This is a genomic window from Enhygromyxa salina, from assembly GCF_002994635.1.
In the GTDB taxonomy this organism is placed as follows: Bacteria; Myxococcota_A; Polyangia; order Nannocystales; family Nannocystaceae; genus Plesiocystis; species Plesiocystis salina_B.
In genome coordinates this window covers 245,746-261,890 of sequence record NZ_PVNL01000057.1, presented here as the reverse complement: position 1 = coordinate 261,890, position 16,145 = coordinate 245,746, and the positions used below count along the sequence as shown (strand labels likewise).

At 68.4% G+C, this 16,145-nt stretch carries 13 protein-coding genes and 1 tRNA gene; 10 read left to right on the top strand and 4 right to left on the bottom strand.

Features of this window, described 5'->3' with window-relative positions; all coding sequences use genetic code 11:
- The first annotated feature begins 36 nt into the window (after positions 1-36).
- The 3 genes from ENSA7_RS15660 to ENSA7_RS15650 are packed head-to-tail and all read left to right on the top strand — an operon-like array spanning position 37 to position 611.
- Positions 37-234, top strand: coding sequence for a hypothetical protein (locus ENSA7_RS15660; RefSeq protein ID WP_106090082.1), 198 nt, complete (start codon positions 37-39; stop codon positions 232-234).
- Positions 235-239: 5 nt separating this feature from the next.
- Positions 240-437: a hypothetical protein gene (locus ENSA7_RS15655; protein WP_106090081.1), complete on the top strand. Its 198-nt coding sequence runs from the start codon at positions 240-242 to the stop codon at positions 435-437.
- Between the two features lie 21 nt (positions 438-458).
- The gene (locus tag ENSA7_RS15650; RefSeq protein WP_106090080.1) at positions 459-611 is read left to right on the top strand and encodes an addiction module protein; all 153 of its coding nucleotides are present in this window, start codon (positions 459-461) and stop codon (positions 609-611) included.
- A 296-nt stretch (positions 612-907) separates the two neighbouring features.
- On the opposite strand, the gene ENSA7_RS15645 is transcribed toward ENSA7_RS15650, so the two are convergent.
- From ENSA7_RS15645 to ENSA7_RS15635, 3 genes are all read right to left on the bottom strand, one after another.
- Positions 908-981 (bottom strand) — tRNA-Met (locus ENSA7_RS15645).
- A gap of 331 nt (positions 982-1,312) precedes the next feature.
- Positions 1,313-1,828: a YkgJ family cysteine cluster protein gene (locus tag ENSA7_RS15640; protein ID WP_106090079.1), complete on the bottom strand. Its 516-nt coding sequence runs from the start codon at positions 1,826-1,828 to the stop codon at positions 1,313-1,315.
- Positions 1,828-2,808: a DHH family phosphoesterase gene (locus ENSA7_RS15635; RefSeq protein WP_106090078.1), complete on the bottom strand. Its 981-nt coding sequence runs from the start codon at positions 2,806-2,808 to the stop codon at positions 1,828-1,830. The genes ENSA7_RS15640 and ENSA7_RS15635 overlap by 1 nt, the downstream gene beginning before the upstream one ends.
- A gap of 95 nt (positions 2,809-2,903) precedes the next feature.
- Between ENSA7_RS15635 and ENSA7_RS15630 the strand changes: the two genes are divergently transcribed.
- The 7 genes from ENSA7_RS15630 (at position 2,904) to ENSA7_RS15600 (ending at position 13,076) form a co-directional block, all read left to right on the top strand.
- Positions 2,904-3,848 carry a tetratricopeptide repeat protein gene (locus tag ENSA7_RS15630; RefSeq protein WP_106090077.1) on the top strand — a complete coding sequence of 315 codons (945 nt, stop codon included), beginning with the start codon at positions 2,904-2,906 and terminating at the stop codon, positions 3,846-3,848.
- 105 nt (positions 3,849-3,953) lie between these two features.
- On the top strand, positions 3,954-4,601 hold the full coding sequence (locus tag ENSA7_RS15625; protein ID WP_106090076.1) for a helix-turn-helix domain-containing protein: 648 nt from the start codon (positions 3,954-3,956) through the stop codon (positions 4,599-4,601).
- A gap of 281 nt (positions 4,602-4,882) precedes the next feature.
- A complete protein-coding gene (gene mgtE, locus ENSA7_RS15620) occupies positions 4,883-6,238 on the top strand; it encodes a magnesium transporter (RefSeq protein ID WP_106090075.1) in 1,356 nt (451 codons plus the stop codon).
- A 21-nt stretch (positions 6,239-6,259) separates the two neighbouring features.
- Positions 6,260-7,072: a DNA repair protein RecO gene (gene recO / locus ENSA7_RS15615; protein ID WP_106090074.1), complete on the top strand. Its 813-nt coding sequence runs from the start codon at positions 6,260-6,262 to the stop codon at positions 7,070-7,072.
- An 83-nt stretch (positions 7,073-7,155) separates the two neighbouring features.
- Positions 7,156-8,829 carry a YncE family protein gene (locus ENSA7_RS15610; protein WP_106090073.1) on the top strand — a complete coding sequence of 558 codons (1,674 nt, stop codon included), beginning with the start codon at positions 7,156-7,158 and terminating at the stop codon, positions 8,827-8,829.
- A gap of 35 nt (positions 8,830-8,864) precedes the next feature.
- The gene (locus ENSA7_RS15605; RefSeq protein WP_106090072.1) at positions 8,865-12,233 is read left to right on the top strand and encodes a hypothetical protein; all 3,369 of its coding nucleotides are present in this window, start codon (positions 8,865-8,867) and stop codon (positions 12,231-12,233) included.
- An 87-nt stretch (positions 12,234-12,320) separates the two neighbouring features.
- Positions 12,321-13,076, top strand: a complete 756-nt coding sequence (locus ENSA7_RS15600) for an FHA domain-containing protein (RefSeq protein WP_181233770.1) — start codon at positions 12,321-12,323, stop codon at positions 13,074-13,076.
- 532 nt (positions 13,077-13,608) lie between these two features.
- Here ENSA7_RS15600 and ENSA7_RS15595 read toward each other — a convergent pair.
- Positions 13,609-15,966: an OmpA family protein gene (locus tag ENSA7_RS15595; protein WP_181233769.1), complete on the bottom strand. Its 2,358-nt coding sequence runs from the start codon at positions 15,964-15,966 to the stop codon at positions 13,609-13,611.
- Positions 15,967-16,145 lie beyond the last annotated feature (179 nt).

The window sequence follows — 16,145 nt, the reverse complement described above, 5'->3', positions numbered from 1 at the left end:
CCGACTTCCGCGGCGAGATCTCCAGTATGGTTGGGCATGCTCGCTGAAAGCACCGTTGCTCTGATCGGCCTACTGCTAAACCTCGTCTTCATCGCGCTGGTCATCACGGCCATCGTCGTGGTCATCAAGCTGCCCGCTCTACTCGAGCGTCAGGCGGCGCAGCAGAGCCAGATTCAAGGAACACTGCGCGAGATTCTGGCCGAGATTCGATCGGTGACGAAGGCGGATAGCTGACGTGATTGCGTTGGCGCCGTCGAGATCGCCATGCCTACTCGCCGAGCGACGTTCATGAAGGCGACGGTGACGACGACCTCGAGCACGCGAGCAGCTTTCACGCCGCGCGGGTGCGCGAGCACGAGCGTCGCGCCGGACTCGACAAGCCCGGGACCGATGGCCAGGTGCACCGCCGGCGGCACACCTTCATCACCAGGATTTGAAATGCATCCGATCGTGAGCGAGTGACGCTCGCTGCGATTCTCGCCGACAGCATCGGTGACGGCTCTCCGCCGGAGGAGATCGAAGCAGCCTGGCTCGCGGAAGCGCAGCGGCGGCTCGCGGCGATCCGGCGTGGCGAGAGCATCCCGGTGGAGTTCGAGGAAGCCCGTGAGTGACAGCGCGTATGACGCTGATGTCGTGGCGATGATCGAGCGCGGGCTCGCGGATGTGAAAGCTGGTCGAGTCGTTCCGCACGCCGAAGTGCTAATCGACGCCCGCTATCCCGGGTCACCGACGTAGTGACGCTACGGAGACTCGTCTGTTCGGTGACGACCGTCGCTCACCACGACGCTGCGTTTACATGCACCCGGGGCATCGCGGCGCTCGAGACCTTCTACGGAACCCGCGCCACCGCCCGGAGCATGAATTAGGAAAAGGGCCCGCAGAGGTTATCTGCGAGCCCTTCAGTGAGTAGCGGGGACAGGATTTGAACCTGTGGCCTCCGGGTTATGAGCCCGGCGAGCTACCTGGCTGCTCCACCCCGCAGTGGACGCGGCGAGTGCCGCGGGAAGCGGTATTTAGTTGCAAGCGAGGGCCCGGTCAAGACCCAGATCGAAATTGAGCAAAAATTCCCCCGATCGCCCCGACAGCGGGCACTGGGCGTCATTCTCACAGGATCCACAGGCCACGGCGATCACGCCCGCTCACCCAGCCAGCGCGACGTGCAGCACCCCGAGCACCATCGCGGCGATCCAAATTTTCCAGCTCGCTCCTCGCATCCTGACCTCCTGGTTTCCAAGCGTCCCAAGTGTTCATTGCACTCGGACGAGGATCCTTTCGGTCAAAACAGCCTGGCCCGAGCTGAAAACGACGCGCCCTACGACCCAGCCAGGTCCGCCAGCGCGACGCGTGGCTGACCGGGGGCGCTCAGCTCGGCGATCACCGCGAGCGGCCGGTTCACGGCGTCGAGGATCAACACGCTGGCCCGCGGCGGGCTCGACTCGACGAAGTTGAGCGGGCAGTGATCCACGCGCAGCGGCCCATCGACCCGCTCAGGGTCGGCAACGGCGACCGGCAGCCCGTGCGAGCGACAGATCATCGGGCGCTGCTCGTACACGCTGCACCGCCCATCGACGAGCAGCGCGCAGCTGCTCGACTCGAGATCTCGACCTTGCTCACGGATCCGCTCTCGCAGCGGCGGATCCGCGCTGGCAAGCTGCGCGAGCGCGGCGCGGATCGGCGCCGCCTCGACCTCGAACACGCTGAACCGCTGACCGCAGCACCGGTCACACCCCGCCCGACACGCGAAGCTGTCGGGGCTGCGCGCCACGGCCTGCTCAAAATGCTGGTCCACGCGGGCGCGCAGCTGGACGAGGTGATCCGAGCCCGACATCACGAGATCGCAGGATCCCGGAGGGTCGCCAGGATGTCCGCCTGCGCGGCCCGCAGCTGGTCGACCTGGTCCAGATCAAACGAGGCCCCCGCGACGAACGGATGCCCGCCGCCCCCGTGCCGCTCGCACAGCTGGGCCAGGTCGTGGGTCCGGAGCCCGCGCTCGAACCAAGGGTTGAAGCCGACGGACAGGCGCAGATCCCCGTCGGGGTGGGCGTAGACCCCCAGGCTGTAGTGCGCGCCCGGAGCCAGGTAGTAGGGGATGAAGTGGCTGAGGATCCGGGGATCCTCGTCGAGCAGATCATAGGAGAACACGCCGGCCTCGGTCCGGCCGATCCGGCGGATCAGCTCGATGTCCTGGCGGTGGGCGATCAGCCGCGGCTCGACGATCTCGCGGACCCACTCGGCCTGGGCCAAGGTCGCGAGCGGGGTGACGATGAGCTCCTCGATGAAGGTCGCGATCGCCTGGGGATCGTCGGCGGTCTGGATCCACGCCGCGAGGTGCATGGCCGGGTCCTGGTAGAGCACCGCGGCCTCGGGGCTGGGAAAACCGGCCGAGTCGATGATCTCGGCCCACCGGATCAGCTCGGCGCACCCCGAGCTGTCGAACCCAAACTGCTCGCCGGCGATCTTGGCGAGGTACCCGGTGCAGCTGGGCGCGGCCGGATCATGAAAGCGCTGGAGCCCGTGCTGGGGGTGCGCCTCGAAGTGGGCGCGGTCGCCCGGCAGCTGGAACGCCGAGCGATGGTGGTCGAAGTACCAGGTCAGCTGCGGGTGCTGGGTGTAGCGGAAGTCGACGACGGCGGCCTCGTCGGCCCCCGCGAAGTCGGTGTCTTGGAACGGGTCCCCGCGGCGGTGATGCTTGGGCAGGTGGACCAGCTCGATCTGCGAGCCATGGCGCGCCCGCATGAACGCCCCGAACAGCGCCGCAGAGGCGGCACCGTCGAAGCAGCGGCCGTGATGGAGCACGTGAACGCGCATGCGCCGGGCAGGGTAGGGGGGTAGTTCCACCAGGTCCACCCCGCATTTGTCGGTTTCTTTGGGGCCGCGGGGGCTCGCTGCTAGCGTCGGCGACGATGCAATTGCGACCCCACGTCTTGGCCGGCATCCCCCACCCAGAGCCGACCCCGCGCGTCCGACACCGGGCCCTGGGCGTCCTGGGTCTGGCATTGTGGGCCGCCGTGACCCTGGGGTGCGCTCACGATGACAAGCGCAGCCCCGAGCAGCTGCGCGACTCGGCCGACAACCATTATGAGATCGCGCTGGGCTCGGCCCAGACCGGCTCGTTCGACGACGCCAAGAAGCAGCTGGAGTTCGCGCTCGAGGCGATCCCCGATCACGGCAACGCGCACTACTTGATGGGCCTGATCAAGCTCCACGAGGGCCGCATGATCATCGAGTTCATCGAGTCGGAGATGTGCCTGACCGACCAGGCGGCGGACGAGCAGCGGCTGCGAGCCGACGAGCTGCATCGGGCGGCGCACGAGTCGTTCACCAAGGCGGCCGCGTCGTACGGCGAGAATGATCCGAGCCTTGGACGGGCCTTCAACTCGATGGCCGTGATCTCGCTGTACTTCCACGATCACGAGCGAGCCCGCTCGGAGCTCGAGCTCGCGCTTGGAACTCAGTTCTACACGGAGAAGTACTCGGCGCTGGCCAACCTCGGTTGGGCGTTCTACGAGCAGGGCGACCTGGTCCAGGCGATGACCGAGCTGCGCCAGTCGGTGCTGATGAACCCCGACTACTGCGTGGGTCGCTACCGGCTCGCGCAGGTCTACCTGGACTTCGACATGACCGAGCAGGCCCTCGAGGAGGCCCAGCGGGTGATCGATGACGAGCGCTGTCCGATTCAGGACGCCCACCGGGTCGCCGGGATCGCTCGGATGCGCCTGGGCCACGGGCAGGGCGCCAGCGACGCGTTCGCTGACTGTCTCGAGTTGGCCCCGCGCAGCTGCCTCGCAAATGCGTGCCGGCAGTTCATGTCGCTGGCAGCGGCCGATGCGCGACCGCCCTCCGGGTGAACCTGATCGGTCGGAGGCTCGCTCAGACGCGCCGCCGCGGACTCACGGCGCGCCTGGCGCCAGAGTGCTTGCCGGGTCGTCGGGGTGGACTGCACACTCGCGCGGATGCCAGCTGACACAGGTCGCCTCCGGGTCGTGGTTCCCGAGACGGTAGCGAACGCCGAGGGCCAGCCCGGCGGGCGGGGGCGAGCCAAGGGCCAAAAGCGACGCAGGGAGCTCGAGTACCCCAAGGACCCCGCGGCGCGAGCCGAGCCGGGCGCCGAGGGGCACCAGAGCCCGGGGCCATACCTGCAGGCGCAGCGCAAGCGACGGGGCATGAGCCTCGAGCAGCTCGCCGCCCTGACCAAGATCCCACGGGTCCAGCTCGAGCTGCTCGAAGCCGATCGCTACGAAGAGCTGCCGGGCATGGTGTTCACGAAGGGGTTCTTGCGCTGCTGTGCGCGGTCGCTCGAGCTCGACCCGGACACGGTGCTCGGTCTGCTCTATGAGCGTGAGCGGGCCAAGCTGCGGGCGCGTCGACGCGAGAGCAACAGCGGCGGTGCGGTCGACAACAAGCTCGCGGCCGCGCGGCCTCGGCGGTCGGCGCCGCGCCGAGCGAGCGTCGTCGACGCGTGGCTGGCTCAGTGGATCGGCAAGCTCCCGAGCGCGCGGATCCTGATGTGGCTGGTCGTGGCCTTGCTCGTCGCGCTCGTCGTGTTCATCGCGTTCACGCTGGCGAGCGGCCAAGCCGAGTCGATCATCATCAAGTCCTGAGTGTTTTCAGCTCGGGCGAGGCTCCTCGCCCGCTTGTGGACGGCATTCGTGGACTGGTCCACTCAGGGCAGCGGGCTAGTCAGCTCGGGCGAGGCTCCTCGCTCGCTTGCGGACGGCATTCGTGGACTGGGTCACTCAGGGCAGCGGGCTAGTCAGCTCGGGCGAGGCTCCTCGCCCGCTTGCGGACGGCATTCGTGGACTGGTTCACCGAGGGCAGGGGCTAGTCGCGGGTTCGTGGGCTGGGCGCGAACCCAGTACCATGGCGCTCCCAGGACCTGGCCATGGCTCGTCGCAAGCAGATCGATCTCATGCGTCCGCTGCGACGCAAGGAGACTCGCCGGGTCGCCCGGATCCTGCAGCGTCTGGACGAAGTTCAGATCGCGGCCCAGCTCGACAACGCGACCCCCGAAGATCAAGACCGGGTCCTGCAGATGCTGTCGGTCGAGCGTCGCGCGGCCGTGTTCGCCGAGCTGCGCGAGGAGACGGCCGCCGAGATCGTGCGCCGGCTCGCACCCGAAGAGGTCGCGATCCTGCTCGACGACCTCGACTCGGACGACGTCGCCGACATCTTGGGCCGAGTCGAAGAGAGCCGGCTGCGGCAGATCCTGACCCGCCTCGACCCCGAGGACGCCGACGAGGTCGAGCAGCTGCTCGGCTACGACGAGAACAGCGCTGGCGGCATCATGTCGCTGGACTACATCCGGGTCTACGACAGCGCGACCGTGGCCGAGGCGACCCGCGTCGTCCAAGAGGTCGAGGATCCGCCAGATCAGGCCTTTTATGTGTACGTGATCGACGAGGACGAGCGCCTGGTCGGCGTGGTCTCGCTGCGCAAGCTGCTGACCGGGCGGCGCGACGACTCGATCCGCGAGATCATGGAGCCCGAGCTGGTCTACGTCGACCGCGAGGCTGATCAAGAGGACGTCGCCGATGTAGCGATGCGCTACGACCTGGTCGCGGTCCCGGTCGTCGACGATCAGCGCCGCCTGGTCGGGGTGGTGACGATCGACGACATCGTCGACGTGATCCGCGAAGAGGCGACCGAGGACATCCTCAAGATGGCCGGCGCCGGCGAAGAGCTGTTCGAGACCCGGTCGTTCTGGTCGAGCTTTCGCGCCCGCATGCCCTGGCTGTTGGCGGCGGCGATCGGCGGGGTCCTGGTCGCGGTCGCGCTGTCGGGGTTCGAGGGCGCGCTCGAGGCCGTGCCCGTGCTCGCGCTGTTCATGCCGGTGGTCGCGGGCATGGGCGGCAACGTCGGCACCCAGAGCTCGACGATCGTCGTGCGCGGGCTGGCGGTCGGCTACGTGGAGAGCGGCGCGCTCGGGCGTCTGGTGTTTCGTGAGATGGGCCTGGGGCTGTCGCTCGGGGCCATGTATGGGCTGCTGATCGCCCTGCTCGCGCCGTTCGTCGGGACCTCGAACGTGGATCCGGTGCGGCTCGGGATCGTGCTGATGGCGGGCATGATGGGCTCGATGACGATCGCCGCCACGGTCGGAACCTCGATCCCGCTGCTCATGAACCGGCTCAAGATCGATCCCGCGGTCTCGACCGGGCCGTTCGTGACCACCGCCGTCGATATCCTGGGCTTGATGTTCTACTTTTGGCTGGCGACGGTGCTGCTCAACGTGCCGATCTGAACTGATCTGGGAGCCTGGATCATGAGCGAGATCCTCACCCCCGCGGTGGTGCTGCGGACCCGAGCGCTGCGCGAGTCGGATCTGATCGTGGTGGTGTTGACGCCCGGGCGCGGGAAGATCGACTGCATCGCGCGCGGGGCTCGGCGCAGCCGTCGGCGGTTCCCGGGCGGGCTGCCGATCGGCGCGCGCGGTGAGATCGGGCTCGATCGCGGGCGCGGATCGCTGGCCGTGTTGGTGAGCTTCACGCCGAGCTTCGACCACAGCGGGCTCGGCCGCGATCTCGAGGCCTTCGCGTACGTCGGGTACCTGTGCGAGCTGAGCGATCAGCTGGTCGGGGGGAGCGCCGCCGATCCGACCACCTTCGGGCGCCTGTGCGAAGCGATCGAAGACGCGATGACCTGGGCAGGGCAGGACCACACCCCGACCCAGGCCCACAAGCCCGCGTTGCTGCGCCGCTACGAGCTCGGGCTGCTCGACAGCCTGGGCCTGCTGCCCGCGCTCGATCACTGCAGCGTGTGTGGAGCCCCCGCCGACGCGACCGACGACGGCGTCGCGTTCTCGCTGGTGCGGGGGGGCGTCGCGTGTCCGACCCACGCGAGCGGAGCGCGACGGTTGCCGGCGCCGGTCCTGGACTTGGCGTCGACGCTGCTCCACGCCGATCCTCAGGCCCGCGACGGCGCCTACGCCCAGGCCGATCGAGAGATCCGGCGGGGCCTGCGTGACCTGTGCCGTGAGCTGATCCAGCCGCACCTGCGTGCGCCGCTGCGCTCGCTGGCCTTTTTTGCACAGATCGCCGCGCGACCCGAGCCCAACACCCACGACGGATCCGAATGAGCGCCCTTACAGGCTGGAATTCACCCGCGTTCTTGATACGTTCCCGCTTCATGCGGCGCGCACCAGCTGGCCTGCGGAGGACGGTGGCCACCTCGTCGGTCGCCGCGTTGATATGCGTGACGGCGCTGGCGACCAGCTGCGGCCAGGCCAACCCGGGGTTCGAGCCGCCTTCGGGGGCGCTCGCGTTTCCGTCGGGGCTGCTGCTGGACCCGCGGGTGTCGTCGGAGCCGACCGAGCCGTGTGATGACAGCGGCGCCTGCAGCAGCGAGGGCGACATCTGTACCAGCGTCGGTCAGTGCCGGACGCCTGCCTCGTGGCTACTGGTGACCAACGCCAACAGCGATCGCCGCTACAACGCTGGCTCGCTGGTGGCGGTCAACCTCGATCTGTTCTGGGACGCCGTCAGCTCGACGGAGATCCTCTCGCAGGCGGCCGACATCCAGGCGGCCTACGACGAGGCCGGCGGCTCGCAGCAGTACGACGACGCCGACGACCCGGCGTACCGGCCGGGCAAGTTTGTCCCGTGTCGGCGGGTGGCCAACCTGCCTCAGGTGATCGAGTGCCTCGAGGAGCCGTTCATCCTCGATCGCGCGACCATCCAGTTTGGCAACTTCCCGGGCCCGGCGGTGGCCTGGGACATGGGCAACCCCGGCGGTGACGAGTCGATGTTGCTGATCCCCGTGCGCGGGGATCCAAGCATCACCTACGCGGAGCTGTCGGGCAGCACGACCGGCTACGACCTCGAGATCGAGTGCGGCCAGGCCAGCGACGAGCGCGGCAGCCGGCGCTGCGATGACGATCACCGCCTGAGGTTCCTGCGCAACGATCCCGACGCGGCTCGGCTCGCTCGTGAGCCGTTTCGCGTCCTGGTCAGCCCGCAGGCGGAGCAGCCGCTGGCCTACGTGTCCCACCAGGGCGACGCCGACCTCACGCTGCTGGCTTTGAACGGGCTGGTCGTCGGCGGTGACGGACGCCCCGCGATCGTCCACCAGCCCAACCTGCTCGCGATCCCAAACGTGTCGTTCGGGTTTCAAGGCGGGTTCGGTCTGGCCGAGCGACCTGGGACCGTGGTCGGCGGCAGCGACGAGTGCGACGTTCAAGATCCCGGCCCGCTCGTCTACGCGGGCATGCGCTGGGACGCGGAGGTTCGGGTGGTCCGGGCGCTCACCCACAAGCCGCTGTGCGGGTCCGACCAGACCTGCGTGGGGCCCGACAACCTCGGCGTGGACGGCGGGATCGTGTGTGAGCCGCAGCTCGAGCCCGTCTCTGACTTCGACGTCGGCGGGCTGCCGCAAGTGCTGGTCCCGGCCGTCGCCCGACCGATCTTGGCGGACATGGCGTTCTCGCGCAGCGGCGACGAGCTGTATGTGGTCGAGAGCAACCCCGGCGCGCTGCTCCGCGTCGACACCTCGCTCGGCGTCGACGGCGAGCCCCTCGATGTCCCGGCTGGCCTCGTGGAGATCTGCGCGCAGCCGACCAGCTTCGTGATCTACGACGACGGCACCGTCGAGTACGGGCTCGTGACCTGCTTTCGCAGCGGCGAGGTGTTCATCGTCGATCTCGCCAGCCTGACGGTCGTCGGGTTGTCGCGCGCGGGGATCGGCCCGGACGCCATGACCGTCGACCTCGCGCGGGAGGTCGTGTATGTGGCCAACAGCCTCGACGCGACGATCAGCGTGATCAGCATGGACGCGTCGGATCCGGCGCGTTTCACCCAGGTCGCGCGGATCGGCCTGCAGGAGCCCTACGTACAATGAGCCGGCGCCGTTTCGCACGAGGATCCTGGGCATCTGTGTCGGCGGTGGTCGCCGCGGTGGCGATCTTCGGCCTCGGCTGCCAGGCCGACGATCCGCCCGACCTGCCCAACCGCGTGCTCGATCGCCCGACCGACGTCACGCTGGTCTGCGCGGTGGTCGAGTGCGACGTCAACGACGAGAACTGCGTGGCCCAGCCGCTGCCGCTGAACGTGTGCCAACAGGAGACCGGCAGCTGCACGTCCGACAACCCCCACCTCGTCGGCTTCGTCGCCAACTCCGAGCGCAACGAGATTGCGATGTTCACCAAGTGCTCGAACCGCTTGGTCGACCTGAACGTCGAGGTCCCCGGCTACAACTTCATCCCGGCGGGGATCCTGCCCACGGATCTCGACGCCAGCGACGACGGCTGCCGGGTGATCTCGGCCAACGTCGGCAGCTGTGATCTGACCCTGCTCGACGCGCCAGCGCTCGCAGGGATCGCGCTGGGCTCCGCCGATCCGATCGACGAGCCCAGCAGCCTGGTCACGACCCTGATCCCGACCACCTACGACCCCGAGCAGCAGACCCGGCGCCCGCTCGGGGCCCGACCGGGGCAGGTGCTCGCGGTCCCCGACAGCCTCACGCAGGCGCCCGGGCTCGGCCCCGGGCAGACGCTGACGGGCCTGTGTGATCCGCTGGTCCGCGCCAGCGCCTACGTCAGCTTTCCAACCTGCAACCTCGTCGCCGAGATCAACCTCCAAAACGGGGAGATCCTGCAGAGCCGCCAGTTCTCCAGCGATGGGTTCGGCGGCGTCACGGTGGTCGACACGGGCGTGAACCCGACCTGTCCGCTCGAGTGTCCGGCGCAGTTCGAGGGCGAGCTGCCGAGCTCGGTCATGGTCGACGCCGACGGCCCGTTCGTGCAGGCGCTCGAGCTCTCGCTCGAGGTCCCGCTGCCGAGCGAAGACCCGGAGCCCGGCGGCACCCCCGACGGCTCGGGCTACGACGACGCCGACGCTGCGATCGAAGGTCAGCGCCTGTTCGTCGGCGGGCTGGGCTCCGACATCTTGTTCGAGATCCCGATCGGGGACTCGGGCCAGTGGCAGCCGACCACCAACCAGCTCGCGCTCAGCGACGCAGGCGGGATCAAGGGCATCCGCGTGAGCCCGGCGGTCAACGCCAGCATCGACGCTCAAGGCTCGCCGTTCAGCCAGTTCCTGTACATCGTGGCCGGCGACGGATCGACGCGGGTCGTGGGCCGTGAGCTGCCCGCCGCCGAAGACAGCATCGGGATCGAGTGCGAGACCCAGCTCGACCCCAGCATCGTGCCCAAGGCGGCCGCGGTCGCGTGCGTCGGGGTCACCCAGTCCCCCAACGAAGGCCAGCCGGCCGAGCGTCGGGGCTTCTCTCGCGGGCCCGGGATCCGCCCCGGTCGCGGTGAAGAGGTGACCGACTGGATGTTCCGCAAGGCCTACACGGGGGTCCCCAACAGCGGGCCTTCGACCGAGCCCGGCACGGTCGCGGTCGGCGTGACCTCCGGTGGCTTTGCGGTCTACGCGATGATCAACCAGGAGCGGGCCAACGGCGAGACCGAGGCCGCTGATCTGGGTGTCAACGATCCGGCGTCGATCATGGAAGTTCGGCTGTTCGCTCACTCGCTGTGGCCGCAGCCCACCCAAGATCCGAGCGCGCAGCTGCCAGTCGTCCAGGACGATGAGCCGGGGCGAGCGATCGCGAATGGATCGGGGATCACCCGCCAGCTCGCGCCCACGCTGCGTCGGATCGACGCCTACTACGCCGACGACGAAGACAGGTTCACGCGGCTCGACGTCGGCGGTGACCTCGATCGGCTCGGGGCTGGCGACGAACCCCTCTACGACAAGGCGGTCCCGCGGGTGGTCGTCCACGACTACCGCAGCTGGGGCAACTCCGGCAGCCAGGTGTGGTCGCTCGAGTGGGAGGGCACGATCCCGGCCACGTCGTCCTCGACGGGGCGGGTCGACTGCGAGGGCGCGAGCTCGAGCGACGGCACCTGCGCCGCGCCCGAGGCCCGGATCCTCGATAGCAGCGCAGACTTTTGTGACAACGGCGTCCTCGCTGGCGACAAGCTGGTGATCGTCGGCTGCACCGACGACGACGACTGCGGGGACGGGCGACGGTGCTTGCTCGAGAGCGACACGGCCGCGAACAGCAGGGGGATCTGCGTCTCGGCCGACGCCTACACCAAGAGCCTCGCCAAGCTGCGCGAGACCTGCGGCGAGTTCATCTCCGATCCCTGCGGCGAGGCCCACCGCGAGTACACGATCACCCGCGCCTATCAAGACGAGCTGTGGATCGAGCCCATGGGCCAGCCGCGGATCTCGTACCTGCGCGCGCGCACGCCCGAGGACGCCTGCCCGGCCAACAGCGTGTCGATGGCCAACGGCGACTGTGCCTGCCTCGCAGGCTTCAGCGAGGCGGCGTGTGGGGTGACGAGCGAGCTCGAGTGCTGCCCGGAGCCAAGCTTGCTGTTGAGCGGTCAGGCCCCGGTCGCGGAGTTCGAGGATCAGTTTGTCTGCACCGCGCAGCAGCCCGACGGCGGCTGCGCAGCAGACGACGAGTGCAGCGAGGGGATCTGCGTCGACTCCCGCTGCCGGCGGCCGTGCGAGGGCGACGAGTGCACGCTACGTCCGCTGCCCGGGCCGGCCTGCTTCGGCGAATTCGTTCGCTACCAGGTCGCCCTGCAAGATGCATTTCGGGTCACCGGGCCCGGGGTCGGGTTCCTCCCGGATCTCGTCGAAGCGGTCGAACTCGACGACCAGCCCGGGGTGTTCGAGTGCCGACCGACGGTCAACGCCGACATCTCGCGGTTGCTCACCAGTCGGCTGCCGCTGCCGCCCTCTGACAGCCCCGACGACCTCGACTGGCTGGCGATCCCGACCTGCGCTGACGATCAGAGCGTCCAGCCCAGCAGCGCGAACCCGTGCCGGATCGTCTCGCCGCGCGCGGCCACTGCGTTCCACCAGTTCGTCTACGAGGGCTTCCCGGTCAGCGCGCTGCGCTTCTCCAACCCGGTGTTCAGCATCGTCCTGGATCTCAGCGCGCTCGAGACCCTCAGCGCGGACGTCCCGAGCCTGGCAACCGCGACCTGGGAAGACGCGATCTGGCCGGCCGAAGCGGCCAGGTTCAGGCGCTCGCGGATCCCTCGGGGCTACCGCGTGGAGTGGCGGCTCGGCACCGGCTACGGCGCCTTCGCCGACCAGCTCACCCTCGAAGCTCGGCCGGTGACCTACCCGATCCGAATCGTCCCCGGGCCTCAGTCGAACGTCGCCTACATCGTCGACGGCAGCGGGCCGGGGACCACCTCGTCGATCCGCGGACAGGTCGTGCGCGTGACCCTTGGTGACCTGATCGACGCGGACCAGGCGTTCATCGGCGTTCGCTGACCCGCACCGCAAAGCCCGCATGTCGGTCCCTGCGCGAGCGCCTGTGCCCTCGCCACGATCACCAGTTTTTGAGTTATCGTCGTGGCGGTGGCCCAGTACCGTCTGAAGATCGGGGCACGTACCCTCAAGCTACCCGAGGGCACGGTTGACGTGGGCCGCAGCGCAGACTGCTGGCTGACTCTCGACGATGACCTGATCAGCCGCTACCACGCCCGCTTCCACGTCAGCGATGATCTGGCGGTGCTCGAGGACCTCAAGAGTCGCAACGGCACCTTCGTCAACGGCGAGCAGCTCGACGGCAAGATCACCCTGCATCACGGTGACAAGGTCCGGATCGGCCACGAGGTCATCTCGTTCGTCGAGACCGAGCTCGACGACGACGAGTCGTCCGACGCCCTGCGACGCACGATCGGCCCGGGCGAGGACTCGAAGTTTCCCTCGCTGATCGGCGCGCTGGTCGAGAAGAGCCTGAGCATGGGCAAGTTCAAAGAGGCCGAGCGCTATGCGTTGGCGCTGACCAACCAGCTCGCCTCGGCCAAGGTCCCCGTCGACCACCCGACGGCTCAATCGGCGGTCAACTGTCTGGTTCAGCTGGCGGAGAAGACCTCGAGCGGTGTGTGGCTGGATCGCGTGTTTCGACTCCACGCGGCCAAGGGCTGGATCATGCAGCCAAAGGTGATCAAGCAGGTCCAAGGCGCGCTCGATCGGATCCCGCGGGTACCTGGATCGGGACTGCAGGACTACGAGAACGCGCTGCGGACGATGGCGCGCGAGGGGCAGGATGTGCCGGCCAAATTGATGACCGAGGTGGCGGAGATCTTCGACGCCTACGGGAAGAACTGAGTTTGACGCCGGATCTGGGCGATCTGGGGGGTGGGGGGCTTCGAGGTCGTGCGCAGTGACTGGGGTGCCGGCGGGGGACCGCGCACGGGCTGCAGATGACCCCAACCCGGCTAGGTCCACTTCAGTCTCGGTTCGCAGCTTCCTCGATAGATTGGCTTGGCCCGACCGGGCGTGGCTTCGCTAATCTCCACGTGCGTAGATACGCCGGGTTGGGGTCATCTGCGGCCTTGTGTGCGCTCCACGTTGATCGGGGATGTGCTCCGATGCAGACAGGCGGGGACCGGGCGGACAGGCGGGGACCGGGCGGACAGGCGGGGACCGGGCTGTTGCCCGTATATGGCCGAGAGACAAACCCTGTCGTGGGTCAGCACAGTTGCGAGCTCAGCAAACGAAGGCGCCGGCGGCTCGAGTGCCGCTCGATGCTGAGAGCGGCGCCGCCGGCCGAGAACGATGAGGACACAGAAGGTTGGCAGGGGGCGTGCGCGCTGCTCAACAGTCACGCCCGACCCCCGGGTACGACGCGCGATGAGAGCTAGTCGTCGCTGTCGTCACTGCCGCCGCCGGAGGGCGTGGCTTTCGACTCGTCGTAGTCGCGGACCTTGAACTCGGTGCGGTTGTTCTTGGCGCGGCCGTCGGAGGTGATGTTGACGGCGACCGGGTCCTTGTCGCCCCAGCCCTTGGCCTCGAGCCGGCTGGCGGCGACGCCCTTGCCGACCAGGTAGGCGACGACCGCGTCGGCGCGGGCTTGGCTGCGCTTCTTGGGGTTGCCGCGGTCGTCGGTGTGCACGCGGACCTCGATCTTGCCGTACTCCGGGTGCTGACCGATGAACGAGGCGAGCTGATCGAGCGACTCGGCGCTGCGATCGACGTCGACGTCGTCACCGCTGTAGTGGGGGCCTCGCTTGACCCGGAGTCGGTACTTGTTGCCCGAGATCAGCGGGGTGTCGATGACGGCGGCGTTGCTGCCACCGCCACCACCTGCGCCAGCTGGCGACAGGGTCTCGCTGACGATCGCGCCGTCTTCGGTGAGCGAGAACGAGACGGTCTTGGGCTCGTAGCCGGCGGCGGTGATCGTGGCCGTGTACTCGCCGAGCGGGAGCGCGATCGCAATCCGGCCGGTCGCGTCGGACTCGAAGCTCTCTTGGATGCCCATGCCGTCGAGCGCGACGGTGACCGGGATCCCGAGCCCGTCCTTGCCCATGAAGGTGCCGTCGAACACCGGGTCTTCGCCGGTGCCGGCCGCGACGTCGGCGACGATGTCGACCTGCGCGTCCTCGCCGACACGGACGTCGGCCATCTGCTCGACGACGGTGCCGTCAGGCAGCTCGACGCTGATCGAGACCGGACCTTCGGGGAACCGGAAGCTGGTGAACATGCCGACGGTGTCGGTCAGGATCACGTTGGCGGCGAGCCCGGGGAAGCTGACCTTGGCGTCGGCGATCGGGTTGCCCTCGAGGTCGACGACGCGGCCGAGGATCCGGCCTTCGAGGACCGGCTGCGAGCTGCCGTTGTCCATGGGGACCGGGACCTGCTTGATCCGCGGCTTGGGATCGAAGCTCCAGCCGAGCCCGAGGATGACCTGGTAGGGCGGGACCGGCGGGCCGAATTCGTAGCTGGGCGAGGTCGTGCCGACGTCGACGGCGGCGCTGAGGAACAGCCCGTCATAGACGTTGGCGCGCAGGCCCAGGGTCATCCACGCCTGCGAGCGCTTGAGCGGCGAGCCGCCGAATTGCTCGGTGAGCTCGACGAACGCCTGCTCCTGGTAGGTGGCGATGTCCCAGTTGTACTCGATGACCGGATCGAGGCCGTACTGCTTGTTCTTGCCCAGCCGGATCGGGAAGTCGACGGCGATCTTGGTGGTGACGCGGCTGTGGTTGACGCCCGAGGAGAAGCGCAGGACCTCGCGCGAGAGCAGGTCGTCGACCGAGGCCCAGTCGACCAGCTTGCGCGAGTTGTCGAGGGTCCAGCCGACGTTGCCGGTGATCCGGACCGGGATCTCTTTTTGGGTCAGGTAGCGAAGATCGGCGCCAAGGATCACCGCGAAGTCGAAGTTGACTCGCGAGGTCCGCAGCCGCTCGCTGCCCGAGATCAGCCCGAGCCCGAGCTGGCCGCCGAGGCCGACGCCGCCGTTGAGGAACTGGTACGCACCCTTGACGCCGAAGTTCATGTCGCCCAGGGCGAACACGGAGGGTGGATCTTGACGGGCGCCCTGGTTGCGGGTGTTGCGGTTCGCCGAGCTGTTGATGTTGAAGTAGACCTCGGTCCACTCGGTGAAGGTGAAGCCGAGGTTGACGGCGCCGCGGAGTCGGGCGTGGCGGTCACCCTCGGACGTGCCCTCACAACAAAAGAAGTTGTTCTTGACGAAGAAGTCGCTGTGGAGCTGGAAGCGAAACGTGTACTTGCCACCGACGTCGGCCAGCGAGGTGTAGAACAGACCGACCGGGCCGCGCAGCGAGTTCATGACCGGCTCACGGCGACCGGCGACCATGCCCGGACCCGAGTCGCCCTCGAGCCCGAGCGTGCCCATTGACGTGTCCGCTGCGCCCGCGGTGTCGCTGCTGCCTGCGGTGTCGGTGCCGAACGACGAGTCGAGTGAGGTGTCCAGCTCGGCGTCGGCGTCGGCATCGAACGCGCCGCCGAGCTCAGCGTCGGCGCCGTCATCCGTCACGTCTTCGCCTGGGCCTGCGGGCACCGTGTCGGTCGGCATGGGCTGACCGTCGGCGGTGAGCATCTCGTCGCCGTCATCGCCTGGCCCGGCGTCGCCGGCATCCTCTTCGACGTCGCTGCCTTCGGGCAGCGAAGGTGGACCCGCGAACGCGAGACCGGGGAGCAACAACAGGGTGCTCGCAGCAAGGCCCGACGCGAGCAGATGAATGGACAGACGGCGCATGTAAATAGCGTCGTATGTCAGCGTGCAGGTGTCAAACTCGGTGTCGCTTCCTGGAGTTGATCGATCGGCGATCGAGGGGCGAACGAGGCGGCGAGCGAGGCGGCGCTGGGACCCGCGGGTGTCCGGGGGCCCAAGTCCTCGGCGCCTGGCCAGGTGCACAGGAGACCCCCGCCAGATCC